The following is a 21,212-nucleotide window of genomic DNA, read 5'->3' as shown; positions in this document are numbered from 1 at the left end:
TACAAAATGAAGTTATTGCGACTAACCGCTTACGACTGCCTGGGGTGGTCGCAAAAACTTCTTACTTTTCGTCCGGCAACATCTCATATTTGAGGATGTCGAAGAACTGTACTATTTTCTGGTCTCCGTCTCCACGGGCGATATAAAGTTGGTTATCCGAGGCATCAATAAAAACATGCTCCCTATCTGCATCTTTCTTCGGAATAAAAGTGCTAATTAATTGTCCAACTTGTAGGTCACAGACATCAGAGCCTTTTAAAAAATCATGGTCTCCTAATTTATAGGATTTGCAGACAACTATAAGTTTTTTCCTATGTGTTTTGTTCGTTTCGCTGTCGATGTCGGAGTCTATGATCGTCCATTCTTTTGTTCTACCGTCATAAGCAACGACACGATAACCCTGAGGTTCTGGCTTCTTGCAGCTTGTCACAAAAATAGAAACCACTACGAGTCCTATTATTAGTGATTGCCTTCTGGCTAGCACGCTAATTCTCCTAGAAATGGGTAATTGACATCATCCTGGCTATCTCACCATCATCTTGATGCACCATCTTTTTGCGGCAGCAAACATTCGCACGGTATGAATGTTTGCTGCGGGTGACTACTCAATGCTTGGGGGAACGTCAGACTGTTGCCTAAGTTTTATAGGAAGAATGGGCTGTTGGACGTCTGGGAGTTCTAGCTCGTCTCCGGCGAAAGTTGCCTTCTTTCGTTCCGTATAGAGGAATATTTCTTCACCTTGCGCCTCAATTTCTTTTTTTGCGCCGGTATACAAGTAACCGCTGTAAGACTTATCCAAAAGAATTTCAGGGTCGGCATTTCGCTGGTTCTGGCCATCTCCATCGCACTGAGTTTCAACCTCAAACATCTCACCAGTTTTTCTGACCATCACCGTGAAAACCATGAACACCTCACAATTCGAGACTTAGAGTAGCGCTAAGCGGACGAGAAACCTATACCTCGAATGGGTGTGTTTTGGGAAAGTTGAGATGGGCGACAACGTCGTCAGTACCGCCACAAAACCGGGTGCCCCATCTTCGCGACAGTCTCATCGTCGCTAAGGTGGGCAATTTTCGCGGCAGCGAAAATCCCGATACACTAAACCCACCCATGCCGCTCCACCTCAAGCGATACCAACAAGAGGGCGACGACCACTTCATCACCTTCAGTTGTCACCACCGCGAACCCCACCTCAACACCCCCGCCTCCAGAGACATCTTCGAGCACTCCCTCGAACTCACCCGCAAACGCTATCACTTCGAAGTCCTCGGCTACGTCGTCATGCCTGAGCACGTCCACCTGCTCCTCAGCGAACCTCCCGAACACCCACTCTCCAAAGCCCTCCAATCCCTGAAACTCTCTGTCTCCAAGCGCCTCACCCCGACACCCTTCTGGCAGACCCGCTACTACGACTTCAACGTCTTCACCCACAACAAGCGAGTCGAAAAGATCAAGTACATGCACCGCAATCCCGTCACCCGAGGTCTCGTCGAAAGACCCGAAGACTGGCCCTGGTCCACCTACCGTCACCTCCTCCTCGACGAACCCTCCCCCGTCCAAATCACCCATACAGGGACATCCCCAACCCCACCATCCTCATCCACCTAACTAGCACCACCGGAAAGAGGAATCGAAGACATGGCTGACGAAATCATCGCAAGCGCAGAACCCATCGAGCACTCCAAGGCTCCCCACGACCCCAAAGAGATCAACCCCAAGTTGTCCTCCGACATCCACTACTGGGCCCAGGAGTTCGGCGTCACCGGCCAACAGCTCCACGAAGCCATCCGCGTCCACGGCACCCACGTCGAAAAGGTACGCGCCGCTCTCCACCACCACAAAGCCAGCTAATCGCCACTCCCCGCCACCCAACCACCACGAAATACCGTCTGACAAATCCGTATAGAGCCTTTGGGGACCAGAGCTTGAGGTTCTGGCCCCAAGCCTTTGCTTCTAGGTACCCCAAGGCTTTAGCCTTGGGTCTCTCCACCCACCAGGAAGCGGGGCTTTAGCCCCTTGTATGCCCTCGTGCCCACGCAAAACCTGTCAAGCCCCAAACTCCGCAAACCCTTACCCTACAAAGGCTTACGCGTGGCGTACCACCCCCGCCAAACCCATATAATAGATATAGGGGGCAAAATATTCCGACACCACAACCAAACCCGCTAACCCCAATAGAATCAGATTTTTACCCGTAACCCCTCTGGAATGAAAATTTTGCGAGACGCCAAAAATCACATCTCGCACAAATCAAACCAGTTAGCACGGGTAACCCCCAGGGGGGTGGGGTACCCCCACCGAGGGAACCGGACCTACTTGTTCAGATCGTGAATCGTCTGTCCAACGGCCTGACCGACCCGGCCCACGGCGTCCTTCACGCCGCCTTCCACCCGGTCCGCCGTACCCTCATCGGCCAGATCAGCATTACCCGTAAACCGCCCAACCCCCTCCTTGATCGCACCCGCGACCGAACCCACCTTGCCCTCGGCCTGCGTCTTCGCACCCCAGCCAAAGCTCCGCCGAGCCGCACCCTCCACCCCGTCATACCCGGTGGCATACTCCGGCTCCGAGTTAAACAGCAAAATCGTAATCGCAGCACCAACGCCAACACCTGCAAGAATCCACGGAAGAGCCTTCATGTCGAACCTCCAGCAACATGAGATGCAATCTTCCCGCCTCGCGCCAGCACCGAAATCCACGCCTAAAGCGTAATCACCTTCGCCGCAATCTTCGATCCCACCGTAACAACCTCAGTCGCAATGTTGATCACCTTCGCAATATCGCCCAGACTGTTGTCGATCGTATTCAGCTGCGCAATATCCGCCTTCGCCTCCGCCACCAGCGACTGCACCACAGGATCGTCGTTATGGAACGTCCGGTCGATGCACTGCCAATAGTTCTGCCTCGCCGCAACATACTGCGACATAATCGCATCTCGATCCGCCTGCGTCTTACACGCCGCCAGCATATCCTCCAGATTAGCCTGGAAGCTGAAGTAGATACTCTCAAGCGTCCCGAGCGCGTCACCCATACCATCCTCCTGCTACTTATTAATCTCAGCCACCCACGACTTCACCTCAGCCAATGAAAACGGCTCTTGCCGCAAGCTCATCGGCTTGTCATGAGCCACCAGATTCACACGCGCATCCATCTCCTTCAACGCTGCACTCAGCGACTCTGTAGCCTTGGTCGCATCCTCCATCTTCAGCTTGTAGTCCGCATTGATCTGCGCCGTAAGATAAGGCTCCATCGCCTCCTTCGTCTGCGGTCTGCCAATAGCTGGTGACAGACCAAACGGCTGCAGCGACGACACAAACACGCCACTCGCATCCACCTGCTTCGTCTTCATCAGCTCCAGCGCGACCGTCTTCGCCGTCAGCAGATAAGCCTCGTTGATCGAGTCATACGCCTTCCTCTCAGACTCGAAGAACACCGACAGATCATGGCTAAGGATGGCAACCTGCTTCGCGGCCTCAACCTCTTTATGCTCCTCCACCAACGCAACAATGGCCTGAACCGCGACGGTAACCGCCTTCGTCTCGCCATCGTTCGCCGTCAGCCCCTTCATTGAAGCCATCTCTGCATTCAGTTTGCCGGCAGCAGCCGAAGCATCCGTCGCCGCAGACGATGTCGTCATCTTCTGGAAGAGCGAAGCCACTTCCCCCACAATATTCGCCAGCTCCGCACGCAGTCGAATCTGCCCCCGCGTCTCCGTCAGATCCATAGTTGGTACGGAGAGCAGCACATTCTGTGCCTCATACGCGTCCTCTGTCGAAGCAAGCACATGATCCAAAGCCTCGTAATAATCACACAGCGTATGCGACGTCGAAGCCATCTGCGCAGCAGCAGCCGACGCATCTTCCTGGGTCTTGCACCCGCCCACCCCAATCAACACAATGGCCACACCCACCGCAACGCAGGTTGAGCGAGATGTACGCCGCAACGATCTCAGGACACGAACCATGTTCCACTCCTGGCTCTGCACTCGATCTCTTCATGAAAGGGGACAAGAAGACACGCGAAGCATACGACCAACACCCCACAGAAATCAACATCGATAATCAACGGCTGACACCCCAGCAGATTACTATCACCGCGCAACAAGTTCTCGGCGAACCCTTCACTAAGCTATCGTCTGCCAAACCGTTATAAGACGTTGAAATTCAATATTAATCGCATCTCTCCAACCAACCGCCTGCATCTAAGCTCAACATGACCAAGCTAAGAAAAGCGGTCCTCATCGCCCCACTCCTGTTTGCGACCAGCCTCCTTCCCGCGAACGCCCAGTACAACAACTTCAACAGCGGCATGCGTCACGGAGGCCATGGCGGCAACTACTACAGCAATAACGATCGCCGCTACCACGACGACCACCGCCAGGACAACGGCATCGGGCCCGGCAAAGGCGCACTCATCGGCGCAGGTGGCGGAGCCGTTCTGGGCGCAGTCTTCGGCGGCGGACTCAAGGGAACCATCATCGGCGGCGCAGCAGGCGCAGGCATCGGCGCAGTCATAGGACAGGCAGCCCAGAACAACCGCCGCGACCGCTACGGACGCCCCTACTAGATCTTCTTACTGCGCTTCAGAGTCACCATCTCCAGAAGAAAGAAAAGGAACGATCCCATGCGCACGATCCACACTCTCGCCTTAGTCATCATTCTCGCTGTTTCCTCACTCGTCGTCTCCGCGCAACAGCCCGCAAGTTCTCCCACCGCAACCATCACACCCTCCGCAAACTCCACACCCCATAACTGGAGCACAGAGCAGATCCTCACCTGCACCGTCTCCGACTGCTGGCAGCTCGCCGGCAAAGATGAAGCCACCTTCTTCGACATCATCCAGCAGCTCGCCTCCATCTCTGCTCAGAGCCGCGGAGTCACACTCCCAGACGATGCCGCAGCCGGCCAGCGCGTAGGCAACTTTATCAAGATGAAGACCAAGGAAGATCATCAGGCCCTCCTCTACGGGGTCGTCGACTCGGCGATCCGGCACGTAGGTGACAAAGCAGCCGCCAAAGCCGCGACCAAATAACGCCACACTGCAAGGAGGAGGAACAGGCGCTAACATATCTCCATGCGCTCCATTCTCCTCCTTCTTGCAACCGTAACGATCCCTGCGTTCGCCTCAGCGCAACCGGCGAGCACCCCCCCGGCCCCTATCGACGTCGTCAAGTTGGAGCAGCATCTCTGGACCACCATGGCGGAGGGCGACTTCGCCACCGTCCGAAGCCTCTTCACCCCAGACTTCATCCAGGTCGACGAGCATATCCAGGCCTTCGACTCCCTACTCGCTCACCTCAAGCGCTGCAAGCTCCAAACCTACGATCTGCTGGATCTCCAAGTCCGTATTCTCACGCCGGACTCCGCCGCCACGGCCTATCACGTCGTCAGCCAGTTCGACTGCGGCACCGCTGCGAAACCCGATCCCAAGAGCTACGACAGCAACTCCGTCACCATCTGGGTTCGTCAACCCGGCACCGAGAAGTGGCTCGTCCAGGCCCACACCGCAACCCCCACCAAGCCCTAACGCACCACAGTCGCTACATAAAGCCGCGAGCACTCTCGAAAGAAAGCTCGCGGCCTAGCAAGTTACAGCGCTAACCAACCAACCTACTTCTTGTGATAGTTCGGATACTCCGGCCGCTTCGGCTCCGTCACCGGATGCTGCGCCAGATCCTCCATCGCAAGACTCACCGCCTTCTCCAACTGCGGATCATGCCCCTCGCTCACAGCCTTTGGATCCTGCTCCACCACCACATCCGGGTCCGCGCCATGGTTTTCGATCTGCCACTTCCCCTCCGGTGAAAAATATCCGAAGCTCGGCGAAGTTACGTTCCCTCCATCCATCAACACCGGAATCCCTCCGATGCCAACCAGTCCGCCCCACGTACGTTTGCCCACCAATGGCCCCAGCTTCGCCTGATGAAACAGCCACGGCATTGCATCTCCACCCGAGCCCGCAACCTCGTTGATGATCATCACCTTCGGCCCCGCAATCGATGCGTTCGTCGTCTTCTGAATCGCCCCATACCGATGCGCCCAGTACCCAACCGTCTTCCGCTGCATCGCTTCGATCACATAGTCCGCAACCTGACCACCCGAGTTGAACCGCTCGTCGATCACCGCACCCTGCTTATCCAGCTGCGAAAAATAAAATCGGTTGAAGTTTGTAAATCCTCCCGCAGCCGTATCCGGAAGATAGACATACGCAAGCTTTCCGTCGGAAAGTTTATCCACCTTGCGCTGGTTGTCTTCGATCCACTCATGATTTCGCAGCTCCGTCTCGCTCCTGATCGGAACCACCGTAATGTCCCGCGCACCGCCTCCATTCGCCGACGCCACATGCAGCGCAATCGCATGTCCCGCCGTGCCCTCCAGCAGACGTTGAATATCGTCCCCAGCCTTCAGCTCCTGTCCGCCCACCGCAAGAATGCAGTCGCCCACATGAACATTCAACCCAGGCTGTGCCAGCGGAGCTTTGTCCTCAGGATTCCAGCTTCCACCTGTAAAAACCTTCGCCACGCAATAGTGTCCGCCCGTAATCGTACAGTCTGCGCCCAGCAGTCCACCCGGCACACGCTTCGCCTCAGGAATCGCGCCTCCACCCCCGCGCAGATGCCCCACCGAAAATCCTCCAAGCATCTCCTGAAAGATGTAGTTCAGATCCGTGCGCGAAGCGATCGACTGCACATACGGCTCAAACCTCTTCTCCTCTGCAACCGTATCCACGCCATGAAAGTTCGGATCGTAGAAGTACGCCCGCTCCACCCTCCACACCTCGTGATACATCTGTCTCCACTCCGCAGCCGGATCGATGCGCACCTGAAGATCGCCCAGCGACACCACACCCTCGCCCGGCTTCACAGGAGCATTCGCCGCAGCGATCACATACGTCGGCTGCCCTCCACCCGGAGAATGTCCCGCCGGACTCTCCGGCATCAATCCCAGCAGCATCTTTTCGCCGTCGGCGGAGAGATCGAAGCTCGCCACCCGCTCCGCCAGCTTCTCCGTCTTGCGCGTATCGAAGACGAACCTGCTCAGCACATCTGGCCGCTGCGTGAATCGTTCGCCGCTCGGAGTCTGCAGCAAATACAACACCCCAGGCTTGCCCGCCACCAGCGCCGTATAGTCCGCAGTCGGCAACGGCAACGCAACGATGCGGCTCTCGATCCCCGCAAGATCCACCCGCACCGGCTTCGGTGGCGGCGGCGTCTTGCTCGCAGCCGGCTTATCCTTCTCACTCTCCTTCGCCTCGCCCGCCGGAGTCGAATCCGTATCTTCCTTCGCCTTCGCCTTCACCTCTTCGGGCGTCTTCTCGTCGTCGCTCTCCGGCGCAATCGGAGAGGCCTGATCCGCAGCCAGCACCAGCGCATACACGCTCCGCACCGACGTCAACAGATCGCTCGTCATATCGAGACCCGCCGAGCTTCCACCCTCATTCGTGCTCGCAGTAAAGTACAGATACTTCCCAGCACGATCAAATGTCGGAAACCGCGAGTCCGCAGACTGCGCCGTAAACTGCGTCGCCTTCCCCGTCTCCACCGAGTACAGAAACAGCGCATGCAGATGGTTCGACACAATCTGCGAGTAAGCGATCCACTTCGAGTCCGGAGACCACGCAATATCGCGATCGTTCGTCGCAAAAAAATCATTCTCGCCAACATGCGTCACCTTACCGCTCACCGTATCCAGCATCCACAGGTTCAGCCGGTTGTCGTGGAACGCAAGCAGCTTCGAGTCAGGAGACCACACCGGATCGAAGTAGTACGCAGCCTCCTTCGCCAGAGGAAACTTCCTCACCGCACCGCTTCCCGTCTGACTCGCCACATGCACGTCATATAGCCCCGACTCATCCGAAAAATAAGCGATCGACTGCCCATCCGGAGACCACGCCGGACTCCGCTCCATCACACCCGGCGTATTCGTAATATCGCGCGTCGGCCCCTTCTTCGCCGGCACCGTCAAAATCTCTCCATGCGCCTCAAACACCGCGCGCAGCCCCGTCGGCGAGATCCCTACATGGTCAATCTCCGCGCCCACACTCTCAATCCGCGGCCTCACCTCCGGCAGATCGCCCGTCACATCGATCGGCACAATGTGCGCCTGACCGCTCGCCGGGTCATACAGATAAATCTCCCCCATCTGGTCGTACACCAGTCCACCCGGCCCCGCCGCAAGCGAATGAATGTCCCGCTTCCCCTCGCCTCCATGCAGACACTCGGTCACCGCCTTCGTCGCAGGATCGTAACGAAACAGCGACACCGGCCCGTTCCTATCGGAGAGAAAATAAACCATCTTCCCCAGCCACACCGGATCGAAGTCCGACGCCGTCTCATGCGGCACCTGCACGCTCTCCAGATCCTTCAGCCCCGTAATCCAAACTGTGCTCGCCCGCCCGCCGCGATAGTTCCCCCACGACACATACCGCGTGTAGTCAAACCCGAACGAGGTACCCAGCGGCGAATAAGCGATCCTCCCACCATCCTCCGAGATCTGCCCCTGGTAAGCCATCGGCAACGGCAACACCTTCGCCAGCCCGCCTCCCACAGGAACCTCGTACAACTGCGTATATCTGTTCGTCGACTGCCTGTCCGAACGAAACACAATATTCTTGCTGTCCGGCGACCACCCCACCGCCACATCCTGCGACGGATGATAGGTCACCCGGTGCGGAACCCCTCCAGCAGCCGGAACCGTAAACACATCCACGTTGCCGTCGTACTCTCCCGTAAATGCAATCGTCCCACCATCAGGCGAGAACACCGGCGAGGTCTCGATCCCCACACCCACCGTCAGCCTGCTCGCACGGCCACCCTTACGATCCACGCTCCACAGATCGCCCGCGTAGTTGAACACAATCTGTGTCTGACTCAGCGCAGGCCGTTGCAATAAATGAGGTCCTTCACCAGGGGAAGCGGCCAGGCCAAATGTCGTCGATCCTGCAACCATCACTACGGAAAATACTGCGGAAAAAAGAGCGGCGGACGAAGCAACGCGCAAAGGATCACTCCATATCTAATATAGATTGGTGGTTCGCGGTTATCGTACACTTCTCCACCCATCGGCTGAAATTCTGCCGACTTTGATTACCTGCCTAATCCCCCACCGAAATATCGGCCGCAGAGATCAAAAACAATACAGTCGAAACTTTTGCCAACCGTTCTCGTCTTCAACCTAAGAGGCTCCCCGCTTATTTGCCTCTCGAGGAACTAATGATGCTCAAGTTGAAATATCTCGGTTCCACCCTGCTCCTCCTTATTGCGCTTAGCTTCGCCTTCGAGCGTCAGGCCCACGCATACGTCGATCCTGGCTCAGGACTTCTCATCTTTCAGGGCGTCAGCGCAGCCATCTCAGGAGCGCTCTTTTACTTTCGCCGCAGCATAAAAAATCTCTTCACCAGATCCGAGCCCAAGTCTCGTCCCACGGCTCAACCCACCATCTCCAGCCATCAGTCCTGAACCTTCAGCTTCTGAACCCCCGAACATTGATACCGAGAGAGCCGAAGCCTATACCCTCTCTCGGTGTGCCCCAGTAGATGCGATGAACAAGACGGTCGCGCCTGCTCCAAGTCCATCGCCATCCTGAGCCTGAAGTATTCTTGTGCGCATGCCTGCTGTTGGTTCTCCTGTCGTCGAAAAAAAGCGTACGCTCAAGCCGCTCACCCACCCAGCGATCGTCGCCTTCGGTCTCGCCAACCTGTATCTCCTTGACCTCACCGGCCCCGTCATCTCCACCGATCACGATCTCATCTATCACCTCATCGGTTCGGCCTCCTCCGTCATCGTTCCCATCATCGTCTACGTCCTCGCACTCACCCTCCTGCTCACCGGTCTCCTCTGGCTCGCCGAGCGCCCCGGACGTCTTCGCGTCGTCATCTGGTCAGCCTTCCTCCTCGCTCTTCCCTCCATCCTTCTCCACACCATCGCCAACTTCTCCGGCACCGAGATCCCCGACTGGATCACCAACCTCGTCGCCGCCCTCTGTCTCCTCACCCTGCTCGTAATCTCCTTCGGCTGGAAAAAATTCCTCAGGCGCTTCGACTCCATCCAGCCCGCTGCCGCCGCCATCCTCGGCATCTTCGCCTTCACCGGCCTGCTCATATTCGCTCAACTCCTCTGGAGCGCATGGCAGGCCCGCCACCTCAACCCCTCCCCCGTCCTTCACCGCGCCCAGCTCAACCAGCCGCCGCACCCCCGCATCGTCTGGATCCTCCTCGACGAGCTCTCCTACCAGCAGCTCTACGAGACCCGCTTCCCCGCCCTCAAACTCCCCGCCTTCGACCAACTCGCCGCCCAGTCCACCATCTTCACCCACACCATTCCCACCGGCGAGTTCACCCGCTACATCCTCCCCACCCTCTTCACCGGCCTTCCCTCCAAAGCCGTCGACGTCTCCGCCCGCGGCATGCTCATCGCTTTAAAAGACCCAACCACCGGCAAGTGGAACCGCTTCCACCAGCACCAGACCGTCTTTCAGGACGCCATCGACGCCGGCTACACCACCGGCCTCGCCGGCTGGTACAACCCCTACTGCCGCATCCTCCCCGAGGTCCTCGACCACTGCTTCTGGACCTACCGCGAGTCCACCCCCGCCAACCTCTCCCCCAACCGCACCCTCGCCGTCGATCTTCTGCGCCCCTTCCGCCGCCTCTGGCTCGACACCAGACACCTCTTCGGCTACGGCCCCGGCGAACCCTCCGACGAAGCCCGCGACATCCGCCAGCACACCGCCGACTACCGGCACCTCCTCACCGCCGGAGACGCCCAGCTCAGCGATCCCTCCATCAACTTCCTCTTCCTCCACATGCCCATCCCCCACCCCTTCGGCATCTACGATCGCAAGACCAAATCCTTCACCACTCACCACACCTCGTACATCGACAACCTCGCCCTCGCCGATCTCTACCTCGCCCACGTCCGCCAGCTCCTCGAGCAGCAAAACCAGTGGGACTCCACCACCCTCGTCGTCATGGGAGACCACTCTTGGCGCACCACCCTCATCTGGGAAGATTCCATGACCTGGACCGACGAAGACCAAGCCGCCAGCCACAACGGCGCCTTCGACGACCGCCCCGGCTACATAGTCAAGCTCCCCAACCAGCACACCCCCGCCCGCATCGACCACCCATTCTCCGCCGTCCGCACCCGCGCCCTGCTCGACGCCCTACTTCAGAACCGCCTCCACACCCCAACCGACCTGCAAACCTGGGCCGCCCAACCCAACTAGGGCGTATCGACCTAGTTCCAGCCCTGCTTTGTTTTGCCCTTATGCTTGTCATCCCCGCAGGGGATCTGCGGTTGTTCTTGCCGTTGCCCGTTACCCTTGCCCCTTGCACTTGAGGTAGAGCGAGGCTTCAGCCTCGCGTCTAGACCAAGCCACAAAGCACCCTCCGCTCTGCCGAAGGCCGGAGCGACAGCCGAAGCCGAAGCGACAAAATATTGCCGTTGCTCTTGTCGTTGTCGTTGCCTGTCCCTTTGTTTGTCATCCCGCAGGGATCTGCTTCTGCCTTTGCCTGTTCTTCCTCAGGTTGGATAGCGCAGCTTTGAAGGGCAACCTACCGATCCTCATCCACCGGCATAATCGCCCCCGCCCTCACCCACCGCTCCACAATAGCGATATCCGCATCCGAAAGTTTCGCCCCCTTCGGCGGCATCGGCCTCGGGTCCTTCGCCGGATACTCATGCCGAATCAACTGCACCAGCAGACTCTTCTCCGGATCCCCCGGAATCACCACCGCTCCGCTATGCCCACCCTTCAGCATCCCCGCCCGCGTCGACATACTCAACCCGCCCCGATGATTCATCGCACCATGACATCGATCGCAGTACTCCCGCATAATCGGCCGCACCCTCGTCGTATAAAACTCCGGCTTCGAAGCATCCTCCTTCGCCGCATCTCCCACACTCCCCGCCCGCGAGTCGCACCCCAACAACGCCAGCAACACCAAGCCTCCCGCCACCACCACACTGCGCATACACTCCCCTGTTAATCGAAGAGTACACGGAACCCTTCTGATTACTTACACTATATCCAGCAAGTATTTAGCGTAGAAATTGCTCTGGCGTCCGCGCCTCTTGAAATCATGATGCGCTCGAACGCTTCAATCCCGGCCCTCCTGGCGCTCGCAGGTTTGTCTCTTCTGCCAGCTATTGGACTCGCCAAACCAACGCATCGTACCGCCCGCAAGGCCGCTCCCGCAGCCTCCGCGAAGCAGCACGCCCACCAGAAGCTAGCCGCCGAGCCCCTGCACGAAGTCCGCAGCATCCACCGCCACACCCCCGCAACCGGACGCCCCACTCACCCCACCGCATCCCGCATCGCGGAGAGACAACCCGCCGAGCGCCACACCAGGCACGCCGAAGAGCGCACAGAAACCCGCATCGCCGCACACACCACCAAGCGCCGCCGCCAACGCCTCGAGCGCGTCAGCACCCCCACCCGCAACCCCGTCGAAGCAGAACCCGAGCCAATCGCCGAGACCCATCACCAGGCCACCTCCGACGACTTCCTCAAAGCCGCCTCCACCCCACCAGCCATCCCAGCCGCCATAGCCATCCACGGCACCGCCCGCCCCGACGAGCCCGCGCCAACACCCCCTCCAACCCAGCGACACACATCATCCGTCGCCAAGCCCGTCCCCGTCGTCAGCGTCATCCGCCCCACCGCCGAAAAGCCCCAGCTCGCCAGCATCGAAGAGGCCGCCTCCACCCCCGTCATCCTGCCCGAGCTATACAACAAACGCGGCCGCCTCATCGTCCCCCCACCCCTCAAAGGCTCCCACGAGATCCTCATCCACCAGAACGAAGTCGCCGACCGCGACGGACTCCACCGCATCCAGGACGACGACGACCTCCTCGACATGCGCAGCAAGCGCCTCCTCGTGGCCCTCCCCGAGAACGGCACCCTCCAGGTAGACGACCGCCTCCCCACCAACCGCCGCTTCTGCCGTCCCTGGACCGCGCAGTTCCTCGCCACCCTCGCCCGCGCCCACTACGCCCACTTCCACACGCCGCTCCAGGTCAACTCCGCCGTCCGCACCGTCGAGTTCCAACAGCACCTCATCCACATCAACGGCAACGCCGCCCCCGCAGAGGGCGACACCGCCTCCCCCCATCTCACCGGTCAGGCCATCGACATCGCCAAGCACGGTCTCTCGCTCTCAGAGATCGCCTGGATGCGCGGATACCTCCTCCCGCTCGTGCAGGAGGGCAAGGTCGACGTCGAAGAGGAGTTCCAACAGTCCTGCTTCCACATCAGCGTCTACAAGCGATACGTCCCATCCGACGCCGGCCCCGAGCGCGAACTCGCCGTCGCCCATCACGGCGGAACCTCCGCCCTGGCAACCGCTCTCCGCTAACAATCGCCCTGCGCGGGCCGCGATCACTTCGTGATAGGTATACCCCTCCGGTCGCTGCTCCCGCTGGTCGCCTGAAAGATCTCTCCGTCGACCAACGGGAGGCCCACGCAAAGCGGTATAAAAGTCACGAAGTGACCGCCGCCGCGCAGGCGCTTTAAAGCAGTGACAACCTAAACCCTCTCCCGCATCCCACTCTGCCAGCTCTTATAAGCAGCATCCAGCACCCGCATATTCGCAACCCCATCCTCACCCGAAGCCACGAAACTCCCCACCCCGCGCACCGCCTGCGCAAAGCTGTCCAGCATCAGCGTATACGCATCGCCGTTATCCATCGCAACCGTCTCCACCAGACTGCCATCCCGCCACACCGCAACCTGTACCGGCCGATCCACCGTCAACCCATTCTCGGCGATCATCACGCCATCGCTCCCGACCACCTCCACCAGCGTCCGGTACGGCGCACGCGCATTCGTCGTCATATTCGCCAACACCCCGCCCGTCATCTCCATCTGCAGCGAAGCCACCGCCTCCACGTCGCCCGAAGACTCATCCCGCCGCGCCAGCGTACTCACGCTCTCCACCTCCGCGCCCAGCACGAACCGCAGCGCATCGACGCAGTGCACCCCCACATCCCCAATCGGCCCGCCACACGCCAGCGCCGGGTCCGCAATCCACCTCCGCGGAGCCTTTGTCGCCATATAGCTGAACTGCGCATGCGCCAACTGCGGCTGCCCAATCTTTCCCGCCGCAATCTGCTCCCGCATCCACTGCACGCTGCGATTCAAACGAAAGTTCTGCGCCACCCCAAACAGCCGTCCCGCAGTCTTCGCCGCAGCCACCATCTCCTCAGCCTCAGCCGAGTTCATCGCCATCGGCTTCTCGCACAGCACTGCCTTGCCATGCTTCAGCGCCAGCAGCGTATCGTCGCAGTGCATCGCATCCGGCGACGTAATGAACACCGCATCCACCTCCGGCGAAGCGCAAAGCTCCTCCCGCGTGGCAAAGCAGTGAGCGATCCCAAACTCCGCGCAGTTCTTCGCCGCAGCCGCCTGGCCCCTCCGCCACATCCCCGTCAGCGTCGCCTCTTCGCATCGTTCAAACGCAGGCAGCAGGCGACGAATCGCATGAAACCCAAAGCCAAGAATCGCGAACCGCACCGGCGTCTGCGTCATCCATGCCCCACAAGGATCTGATTTTTACTAAAATCGTTCTTGAAGACTAGTGAGCGTCGTTCTTGAAGATCTGCTCCGCCAGGAAGTTCTCCACCTTCGCCTGATCGTGCAGCATCTCTAGGTACGCATTCTTCAACAACTGCGAACGCCCATCCCGAAGCTGTTGCCGAATCGCCTGCTGCACCCGCGGATCGTTCACATCCCTCTGTCCCGCGGGCTCGCGCGAGATCAGCTTGTAGATCACATACCCCGCCGGCTTCTTCGACTGCGCATCCAGCAGAGGCAGAATCTCTGTAATCTCCCCAGCCTTCAGCTTCGTCACCGCCGTAAACACCGCGGGATCGGCATGCAGCTGCGACTCACCCGCAAAGCCCATATCGCCGCCGTTCGGAGCCGTCGCCGGCTGCTCGGAGAAGTTCATCGCAATCGCGCCAAAGTCCTCGCCGCTGTCCAGCCGGTTCTTCAGCGCCTGGATCTTCTTCTTCGCCTCGACGTCGTTCGTCGCCTTGCTGTTCTGCAGATTTCCCGACTGCGCCGACGGCACATCCGTCACCACAATCTGCCCCAGGTGATACTGCGTCTCATTCAGATTGAACTCGTACTTATGCTGATTGAAGTAGCTCGTCACATCCGCATCCGTCACGGTGATCTTCGAGTTGATCTCTTTATTCAGCAGCTTGTTGATCGTCAGCGTACGCCGCAGGTCGTGCTTCACATCCTCCAGCGTATGGTTGCTCGCCTTCAGCCGCTCGTTGAACTGCTCCTCCGTGTAAGGAGCCTTCATCTCCGCCACCTTCGCGTCCACCTCTTCATTGGTGGCCGTCAGGTTCATCTTCGCCGCGCGCTGCTCCACAATCTCTTCATCGATCAGCTCGCGCAGAATATTCAACCGGAGAGAGTCCGCCTGCTCCTGCGAAGGCTGCTGCTGTGGCTGTTGTTGCTCGCCAAGCTGCGTCTTGAAGGCCTTGTCCAGCTCCGTCTTCATGATCGCGTGGCCGTTCACCGTCGCCACCACATCGGCGCTATGGCCACGGTCGCAACCCACGACAGGCAACAACCCAGCCGTCAGAAACAGCGCCACAGGTACGGAAAAATAACGAAAGCTACGCACTCTCAAATAACGGTTGGAATCGGTCGGCAACTTCAGCACGTCCTGTCTCTCCTGCATTTCTCTAGTTGCCGGGCTTGGTCGCCGGCGGGGTTGAGGGAAGAGCCTGGACAGGTGCAGGCGGCGGTGGTGGTGGCGGCGTCTGCCCGGAGGCAACCAGCGCGCTATCGATCATACGATACACGTCCTCCACCGGCAGCGCACCCTCCACCTTCTCTCCATTGATAAACAAGGTAGGCGTCGAATCGACACCCAGTGCCTCGCCAACCTTCGTCGAAGCCTTCACCGCCGTATCGTCCTGTTTCAGAACGCAGGCATCCAAAGCAGCTTCGTTCAACTTCAGTCTCTTGCCCTCATCACGCGCCAGCGAATCCAGCGTCTCGTTCGCCTTGGCCAAACTCTTCTCATCTCCGCCCAGCTCTGCGGCGTGCGCATGGATGTAGTCCACCAGATTCCAGTACCCCGGAGCACTCTGCGCGCCCACGCAGTTCGTATCGATCGCCGCACGCAGCGCCCACGGATGCAGCTCCAGAGGAAAGTCGCGATACACGATATGAACCTGGTTCTTGTACCGCTCCGTCAGCGCCGGAAACAGCTGCGCATGCATCTTCGCGCAGTACGGACACTCCAGATCGTCGAAGCCCACAATCACCACCGGCGCATTCGCCGGGCCGCCGCGGCCGGGCCGCCCATCCGCGCTCACCAGCAGCTTCGGATCCTGGCTGATGTCGAACTTGCTGAACTGCGCCAGCGTCTTACCATCGGTCGAAAGCAGAAACTCCGCCGGCTTGCTCGTCTTTCCGTCCGCGGTAAAAGTCACGCTGATCGTATCGAAGCCCGGCATCTCGCTCTTGGTCCGCTGCCCAACATGAATCGCATAGCTCGCAGGAATACTCGACCGCGAACGAATCAACACCTCCACCCGGCGCGCAAGCTCCGGAGAGAGCGTTCCCGAACTCGAAGGCGGCACCTGCGCATGGCATCCAAGCGTAGCCAGCGTCACGGTCATCACGGCAAGAAGCAGGGTCCGAAAGGGTTTCACGACAGTCAACACAATACCTCGATTATCTCACGCAAACCGCCGTCAACCTGCAATCGACCCGCCTGCGGCCACACCCAAAGCCCAGACTTCCCCACCCCAAAACCTCGGCCTCAAAACAGGCTCGCCGTCTTGCGCAGATTGCCCGCCGTACCGATATTCAGCAGCGTGAAGCTGAACCTCTCCGCTGTATCGCTCGGCGTCACGCCCAACTCGTACTTCCGCACCTCCACGCTGAATCCGCAGCAGTTCCAGTTATACGAGGCCTGCACCGCCTCATACTGCACCAGCGCCGAGCTGCCCGTGTTCAGATTCATCCCGATATTTCCCGCCACACCCAGCCCCGGCTTCGTCGGCGACCCATACCCCAGCAGTACCCTCAGCTGATCAAAGTCCGACACCGCCGACGTCACGCCCTCCGTATAAAAACGCCCCGGCGCATTCAACCGCGCATAACTCAGCCCCGCAAAGATGTTGTTCTCATGCACATCGACGAACACGTTGTCCGACGTAAACTTCTTCGCGCCCGTGTCATAGTCGAAGTCCCACTCCAGGTCCATATGCTCCGACGTCCGGACCCGCAACCGCGAGATCAGCGGAGAGATCGCCCGCGGCTCCGTCAGGAACGCCACTCCGGAAAAATTCAGCGTCGTGTCAAAGATATTCCGCGCCCCGTTGACCACCGCACCACCGAAGTCCTCATTAAAAAAATGCTTCTGCGCTATCTTCCAGCTAATCAACTCGCGGCTTCCGCACGTCGGCTTCCTGTCCTTGCCGTTGTTGCTGCTATCCTCCTGCCGCTGCACCTGGTCGATCTCGTTATCCAGGTTCGGATTCGTCTTCGACTTTACCGCCTCCTTGCAGGGCTTCTCCTTCACCGGCCGCAAAAACAGCCTCTGCGTCACGCCATACTCCAGCTCGTTCGTATCGCTCGCAATGTCGACATCGTCGAATCGCAGCACATTCAGAAAATTATTCACGCCGCCCACATAGCGATACGTAAACTCCGGCTCGATCGTATGCCGCAGATCGTGCCCAAACATCTTCTCCACCTTCTTCGAATCGAACGTCCGCTCCACCACCGGCGCCCGCACCTCCACCTCAACCTCGCCATCCGACCGGTTCAAGCTGCTCGGCAGCTCCACCGGTAGCGCATTCGGTCCATACGGAGCATGTCGGCTGCGGTTATACACCGTCTCCCGCAACCCCGCCGACGCCCGGATATTCCATCCCCCAAAGCTCATCGGATACGCAATCTCAGGATGAACATCCAGCCGCTGCGTCAGGCCGCCCGTCGCAAAGCTCGGCTGCACTCGCGACAACCCCGCCTGCGAAGCCTCAAAGCTCCAGAACAGTCCACTCCTGCCCAGCTCATGCTCCGTGCCGCTGAAGTCCAGCGAAGGCGCGTGGAAGATTCTTACCTGCTCCTCCGGTATCGCTGGAGTCGTCGGCGTCGCAGCCACTGCCGACAACTTCAATCCCTGGTACCTGTCCGACCGTATCGACTCCGAAAATCCATCCGCCTCATGCACGCCATAGAACACAGAAAAAATATCGCTCGACACCGCCAGGCTGAAGCCCTCCGCAAACGCCTCCCGATACGCAAACGAACTCAAATACTCTGCGTCCCCGACAATCCGCGTCTGCGCGCTGAAATCGTGCCGTCCCGAGAACGTCACATCCTCCCCGCCCTGGTTCAGATAAACGCCGTTCGTCGTAATCCCCCGGTCCAGCAGTCCGCTATAGCGAGCCTTCGCAAAGTCGTTCCCCAGCCCGCGATACCGGAACATCCCCGACTGCTCCCATCCCCGCAGCGAGTAGTACTGCGCCCCCACCGTCACATCCGCGCTGCGGTTGATCGCCCAGTAAAACTGCTCCCCCGTCACGAACCCCTTCGTCGAGGAGTGCGTAATCGGAAGCTCCGGAATCAGCACCCCGCTCTGCCTGCTCTCCGCATCCACCGGATGCGTCACATACGGCAGAAACAGCACCGGAATATTCATCAGCCGGAACACGCTCTTCTGCGCCTTCGCCTTCACGCTGTCCACCGTGAACTTCCCCGCATACAACATCCAGTCCGGGTTCGGCAGTTGGCACGACGTCAGCGTCCCGTCATAGATCTCATACTCCTCCGGCCCCGTCCGTACCACCATCCGTCCCGTAAACAGAAACGGATTGCTGTTCGCATACACCATCGCGTGCGACGCCGGATTCTTCAGCCCCACCGACCCGTCCACGTCGTAGAAGCGACCCGTTTGGTCCTTCATGTTCATCGTGCCGTGGCTCGCCTTGATGTCCTCATGGTTCCGCCCGCCCGTCACCCGCAGATGTCCCGTCGCCGTCAGCTCGCCCGTCTCCGTGTCGAACTCCACATGGTCCGCCCTCACCACCCGGTCGCCATACGTAATCACCACGTTCTCATCGACCGTGTACACCGTCCCCGTCTTGCTCTGCGGACCGTCCGACTCGATCGTCACCGTCGTCATATCGCGATCGTCCGGAATCACCTCCGCCATCGGATACCGATCCACCCCCGGCGCCTGCGGAAGCATCCCATCCACACTCGAAGAAACGCCGCCATCTTGCCCACCCGATGAAAAACTCTGCGCAGGTGCCTGAGTCGTTACCTGCTGGCCCCACAGATGTGGATGACTTGACCCCACCGAGATGATAGTTATCAAGAGGTAAACAAGGCTCACGGCGCTACCGGCCGAACCCCTTCGAACGTCGCTCCACCGAACGTCGCTCCACCGCACTACCGCCAACGGCAGCCGGCGCTGCCAGGGGCCCTTCACACCAAGTTCGTTCGGTTCGTTGCTTGTCAGACGCACCACACCTTGAGGCTAAACGATTTTACGGAAGCGAGTTTGAATTTGAGCACCAATAGCTCGGCACAGCGAGAACTTCTACCACTGGACGAAGCATCCGCCCAAACGGAAGCAGAGCAGCCCTCCGCCCTGAAAGAACAGGTCGCCCAGCGCCTCGCCGCCCACCGCGCCCGCCGCACCGGCAGCTCACCCGCAAACAACTTCGTCCACCCCATCGCCAAGCCCGCCAACACCCGCGCCGCACGCATCGCCGCCACCGTAGCCGAACGTTACGCCCACTCCCAGAGCTACCGCGCCTTCCTCGCCGCCCAGGCCGAAGCCGCCATCCGCGAGGCCGAAGCCGCCGCCGACGTAGCCGCACTCAGCGCCCGCGCCGTCGCCGACGCCCAGTACCAGCTCCTCGCCGAACTCGACCAGTGGTCTCTCACCCCTCCACCCGAGCCGGAGCGCCTCCCCGCACCGCCCCCAGCCGCCAGACCGGAACCCATCGCCGCCGCGCCCTCCGCCGCGCAAAACTCATCTCCCGGCCTCACCATCCGTCTCTACGAAGACACCCCCGCTCGCCCCCACTCCCCCACCGTCTCCAACCAGCTCCACGCCCGCCCCCCCTTAGACGAAGACGAGACCCTCGCCCTCGACGAAGAGATCGCCTTCCGCCACGCCCCCGTCTTCGAAGAGGCCTTCCCGCCCATCGACATCCCCGCCAACCTCATCGAGTTCCCCCGCCAGCTCGTCGCCGCCCGCAAGGCCCGTCCCCGCCTCGCCGAAGGCCCCCTCCGCGAAGACGCCGACGAGACCCACGCCCCCCAGACCACCCAGCTCCGCATCTTCGAGGTCGAAGCCGCCCAGATCTCCACCTCGCCCATCGTCGAATCCGTCGAACCCGAGTGGTCCAGCATCCGCCTCGCCGCCCACCCCGTCTCCGCTGCGGTCGAGTCGCCCGATGCACCCTACATCCCCGCGCCCATCCCCCAGGCCGCCCGCCTCAGCCTCCGCCTCATGGCCTCCATCGTCGACGCCTGCATCGTCACCGCCGCCTTCCTTCTCTTCACCGCCGCCCTCGTCCTCACCGTCAATCAATTCGAGAGCCGCACCTCTTCCAGCCACACAAGCACCGCACTAAATACCGCCCTCGCCACCCCAACCACCACCGACAACACCGCCGATTCCAGCCAGACGCCCACCTCCATCCCCGATCAAGCCGCCACCCTCCAGCCAGCCAGCTTCCATGTAACCAGCCGCCGCTCAGGCAGACGCAAAATATTCAGCTCCCTGCCAACTCCAACGAGCCCCCTGGCAACCAGCCCACAAGCAGCCGACTCCGACACCAGCATCTCCCAGCCATCTAGCCCCGACGCAGCCGTCCCTACCGCCAGCCAAACCAGCATCGGGATCGCCAGCCAGATCGGCGCCAAAACCGCTGCCATCGCCTCCCTCGTCACCCTCGCAATCTTCGGCCTTATCTACCAGCTTCTCTTCTTCACCTTCTCCGACGCCACCCCCGGCATGCGTTACGCCCGCATCGGCCTCTGCACCTTCGCCGACGACAACCCCACCCGCTCCGCCATGCGCCGCCGCATCCTCGCCGTCCTCCTCGCCGCATGTCCCGCAGGCATCGGCTTCCTCTGGGCCTGCATGGACGAAGACGGCCTCGGCTGGCACGACCGCATCTCCCGCATGTACCAACGCAGCTATTAGGTAGTAAGCAT

The 21,212-nt window shown here is 59.9% G+C and carries 20 protein-coding genes; 9 read left to right on the top strand and 11 right to left on the bottom strand.

The genetic code is table 11. The annotated features are described in order from the left end of the window. Positions 1–61: 61 nt before the first annotated feature. Together GSQ82_RS22120 and GSQ82_RS22115 are read right to left on the bottom strand one after the other, a co-directional pair. Positions 62–484 (bottom strand): hypothetical protein, encoded by a 423-nt coding sequence (locus tag GSQ82_RS22120; protein ID WP_158794457.1) that lies wholly within the window; start codon positions 482–484, stop codon positions 62–64. A gap of 117 nt (positions 485–601) precedes the next feature. Beyond that, the gene (locus GSQ82_RS22115) at positions 602–904 is read right to left on the bottom strand and encodes a hypothetical protein (protein WP_158794456.1); all 303 of its coding nucleotides are present in this window, start codon (positions 902–904) and stop codon (positions 602–604) included. 122 nt (positions 905–1,026) lie between these two features. Between GSQ82_RS22115 and GSQ82_RS22110 the strand changes: the two genes are divergently transcribed. Then, the gene (locus tag GSQ82_RS22110; protein ID WP_254061851.1) at positions 1,027–1,608 is read left to right on the top strand and encodes a transposase; all 582 of its coding nucleotides are present in this window, start codon (positions 1,027–1,029) and stop codon (positions 1,606–1,608) included. A 30-nt stretch (positions 1,609–1,638) separates the two neighbouring features. Beyond that, the gene (locus GSQ82_RS22105; RefSeq protein ID WP_158794455.1) at positions 1,639–1,851 is read left to right on the top strand and encodes a DUF3606 domain-containing protein; all 213 of its coding nucleotides are present in this window, start codon (positions 1,639–1,641) and stop codon (positions 1,849–1,851) included. Between the two features lie 461 nt (positions 1,852–2,312). Here GSQ82_RS22105 and GSQ82_RS22100 read toward each other — a convergent pair whose 3' ends face one another. From GSQ82_RS22100 to GSQ82_RS22090, 3 genes are all read right to left on the bottom strand, one after another. Beyond that, positions 2,313–2,639 (bottom strand): CsbD family protein, encoded by a 327-nt coding sequence (locus GSQ82_RS22100; RefSeq protein WP_158794454.1) that lies wholly within the window; start codon positions 2,637–2,639, stop codon positions 2,313–2,315. 62 nt (positions 2,640–2,701) lie between these two features. Beyond that, positions 2,702–3,031 carry a hypothetical protein gene (locus GSQ82_RS22095; protein WP_158794453.1) on the bottom strand — a complete coding sequence of 110 codons (330 nt, stop codon included), beginning with the start codon at positions 3,029–3,031 and terminating at the stop codon, positions 2,702–2,704. Positions 3,032–3,043: 12 nt separating this feature from the next. Further along, positions 3,044–3,964 (bottom strand): hypothetical protein, encoded by a 921-nt coding sequence (locus GSQ82_RS22090; protein WP_158794452.1) that lies wholly within the window; start codon positions 3,962–3,964, stop codon positions 3,044–3,046. Positions 3,965–4,212: 248 nt separating this feature from the next. Here GSQ82_RS22090 and GSQ82_RS22085 point away from each other — a divergent pair, with 248 nt between their 5' ends. The 3 genes from GSQ82_RS22085 to GSQ82_RS22075 are packed head-to-tail and all read left to right on the top strand — an operon-like array spanning position 4,213 to position 5,526. Then, the gene (locus GSQ82_RS22085; RefSeq protein WP_254061850.1) at positions 4,213–4,566 is read left to right on the top strand and encodes a YMGG-like glycine zipper-containing protein; all 354 of its coding nucleotides are present in this window, start codon (positions 4,213–4,215) and stop codon (positions 4,564–4,566) included. A 57-nt stretch (positions 4,567–4,623) separates the two neighbouring features. After that, the gene (locus tag GSQ82_RS22080; protein WP_158794451.1) at positions 4,624–5,031 is read left to right on the top strand and encodes a hypothetical protein; all 408 of its coding nucleotides are present in this window, start codon (positions 4,624–4,626) and stop codon (positions 5,029–5,031) included. 42 nt (positions 5,032–5,073) lie between these two features. Next, positions 5,074–5,526, top strand: coding sequence for a nuclear transport factor 2 family protein (locus GSQ82_RS22075; RefSeq protein ID WP_158794450.1), 453 nt, complete (start codon positions 5,074–5,076; stop codon positions 5,524–5,526). An 83-nt stretch (positions 5,527–5,609) separates the two neighbouring features. On the opposite strand, the gene GSQ82_RS22070 is transcribed toward GSQ82_RS22075, so the two are convergent. Further along, entirely contained in the window at positions 5,610–8,999 is a 3,390-nt protein-coding gene (locus GSQ82_RS22070; protein WP_254061849.1) for a S41 family peptidase, read from the bottom strand. Positions 9,000–9,211: 212 nt separating this feature from the next. Here GSQ82_RS22070 and GSQ82_RS22065 point away from each other — a divergent pair, with 212 nt between their 5' ends. Further along, entirely contained in the window at positions 9,212–9,457 is a 246-nt protein-coding gene (locus GSQ82_RS22065; protein ID WP_158794449.1) for a hypothetical protein, read from the top strand. A gap of 148 nt (positions 9,458–9,605) precedes the next feature. Beyond that, complete coding sequence (locus GSQ82_RS22060; RefSeq protein ID WP_158794448.1) at positions 9,606–11,225, top strand: sulfatase-like hydrolase/transferase; 1,620 nt, start codon at positions 9,606–9,608, stop codon at positions 11,223–11,225. A 328-nt stretch (positions 11,226–11,553) separates the two neighbouring features. Here GSQ82_RS22060 and GSQ82_RS22055 read toward each other — a convergent pair whose 3' ends face one another. Continuing rightward, entirely contained in the window at positions 11,554–11,973 is a 420-nt protein-coding gene (locus GSQ82_RS22055) for a c-type cytochrome domain-containing protein (RefSeq protein ID WP_158794447.1), read from the bottom strand. A 108-nt stretch (positions 11,974–12,081) separates the two neighbouring features. Here GSQ82_RS22055 and GSQ82_RS22050 point away from each other — a divergent pair, with 108 nt between their 5' ends. Next, positions 12,082–13,356, top strand: a complete 1,275-nt coding sequence (locus GSQ82_RS22050; protein ID WP_158794446.1) for a DUF5715 family protein — start codon at positions 12,082–12,084, stop codon at positions 13,354–13,356. A 170-nt stretch (positions 13,357–13,526) separates the two neighbouring features. On the opposite strand, the gene GSQ82_RS22045 is transcribed toward GSQ82_RS22050, so the two are convergent. From GSQ82_RS22045 to GSQ82_RS22030, 4 genes are all read right to left on the bottom strand, one after another. After that, positions 13,527–14,528 (bottom strand): Gfo/Idh/MocA family protein, encoded by a 1,002-nt coding sequence (locus GSQ82_RS22045; protein ID WP_158794445.1) that lies wholly within the window; start codon positions 14,526–14,528, stop codon positions 13,527–13,529. Positions 14,529–14,574: 46 nt separating this feature from the next. Then, complete coding sequence (locus GSQ82_RS22040) at positions 14,575–15,678, bottom strand: SurA N-terminal domain-containing protein (protein ID WP_254061848.1); 1,104 nt, start codon at positions 15,676–15,678, stop codon at positions 14,575–14,577. Positions 15,679–15,700: 22 nt separating this feature from the next. Next, positions 15,701–16,678 carry a thioredoxin domain-containing protein gene (locus GSQ82_RS22035; protein WP_254061847.1) on the bottom strand — a complete coding sequence of 326 codons (978 nt, stop codon included), beginning with the start codon at positions 16,676–16,678 and terminating at the stop codon, positions 15,701–15,703. 110 nt (positions 16,679–16,788) lie between these two features. Next, positions 16,789–19,506 carry an LPS-assembly protein LptD gene (locus GSQ82_RS22030; protein WP_158794442.1) on the bottom strand — a complete coding sequence of 906 codons (2,718 nt, stop codon included), beginning with the start codon at positions 19,504–19,506 and terminating at the stop codon, positions 16,789–16,791. Between the two features lie 36 nt (positions 19,507–19,542). Here GSQ82_RS22030 and GSQ82_RS25455 point away from each other — a divergent pair, with 36 nt between their 5' ends. Then, a complete protein-coding gene (locus GSQ82_RS25455) occupies positions 19,543–21,201 on the top strand; it encodes an RDD family protein (RefSeq protein ID WP_158794441.1) in 1,659 nt (552 codons plus the stop codon). Positions 21,202–21,212: the final 11 nt, after the last annotated feature.

The organism is Granulicella sp. L60, from assembly GCF_009765825.1.
In the GTDB taxonomy this organism is placed as follows: domain Bacteria; phylum Acidobacteriota; class Terriglobia; order Terriglobales; family Acidobacteriaceae; genus Edaphobacter.
Note: the sequence above shows the minus strand (reverse complement) of the source record. Positions and strands in the feature narration are given on the sequence as shown.

What these genes read in the sequence shown, in the direction of transcription:
- GSQ82_RS22050 (WP_158794446.1), top strand. Translation starts at nt 12,082, where the DNA reads ATGATGCGCTCGAACGCTTCAATCCCGGCCCTCCTGGCGCTCGCAGGT.
- GSQ82_RS22065 (WP_158794449.1), top strand. Translation starts at nt 9,212, where the DNA reads ATGATGCTCAAGTTGAAATATCTCGGTTCCACCCTGCTCCTCCTTATT.
- GSQ82_RS22105 (WP_158794455.1), top strand. Translation starts at nt 1,639, where the DNA reads ATGGCTGACGAAATCATCGCAAGCGCAGAACCCATCGAGCACTCCAAG.
- GSQ82_RS22100 (WP_158794454.1), bottom strand. Translation starts at nt 2,639, where the DNA reads ATGAAGGCTCTTCCGTGGATTCTTGCAGGTGTTGGCGTTGGTGCTGCG.
- GSQ82_RS22080 (WP_158794451.1), top strand. Translation starts at nt 4,624, where the DNA reads ATGCGCACGATCCACACTCTCGCCTTAGTCATCATTCTCGCTGTTTCC.
- GSQ82_RS22115 (WP_158794456.1), bottom strand. Translation starts at nt 904, where the DNA reads ATGGTTTTCACGGTGATGGTCAGAAAAACTGGTGAGATGTTTGAGGTT.
- GSQ82_RS22075 (WP_158794450.1), top strand. Translation starts at nt 5,074, where the DNA reads ATGCGCTCCATTCTCCTCCTTCTTGCAACCGTAACGATCCCTGCGTTC.
- GSQ82_RS22085 (WP_254061850.1), top strand. Translation starts at nt 4,213, where the DNA reads ATGACCAAGCTAAGAAAAGCGGTCCTCATCGCCCCACTCCTGTTTGCG.
- GSQ82_RS22060 (WP_158794448.1), top strand. Translation starts at nt 9,606, where the DNA reads ATGCCTGCTGTTGGTTCTCCTGTCGTCGAAAAAAAGCGTACGCTCAAG.
- GSQ82_RS22095 (WP_158794453.1), bottom strand. Translation starts at nt 3,031, where the DNA reads ATGGGTGACGCGCTCGGGACGCTTGAGAGTATCTACTTCAGCTTCCAG.
- GSQ82_RS22090 (WP_158794452.1), bottom strand. Translation starts at nt 3,964, where the DNA reads ATGGTTCGTGTCCTGAGATCGTTGCGGCGTACATCTCGCTCAACCTGC.
- GSQ82_RS22055 (WP_158794447.1), bottom strand. Translation starts at nt 11,973, where the DNA reads ATGCGCAGTGTGGTGGTGGCGGGAGGCTTGGTGTTGCTGGCGTTGTTG.
- GSQ82_RS22045 (WP_158794445.1), bottom strand. Translation starts at nt 14,528, where the DNA reads ATGACGCAGACGCCGGTGCGGTTCGCGATTCTTGGCTTTGGGTTTCAT.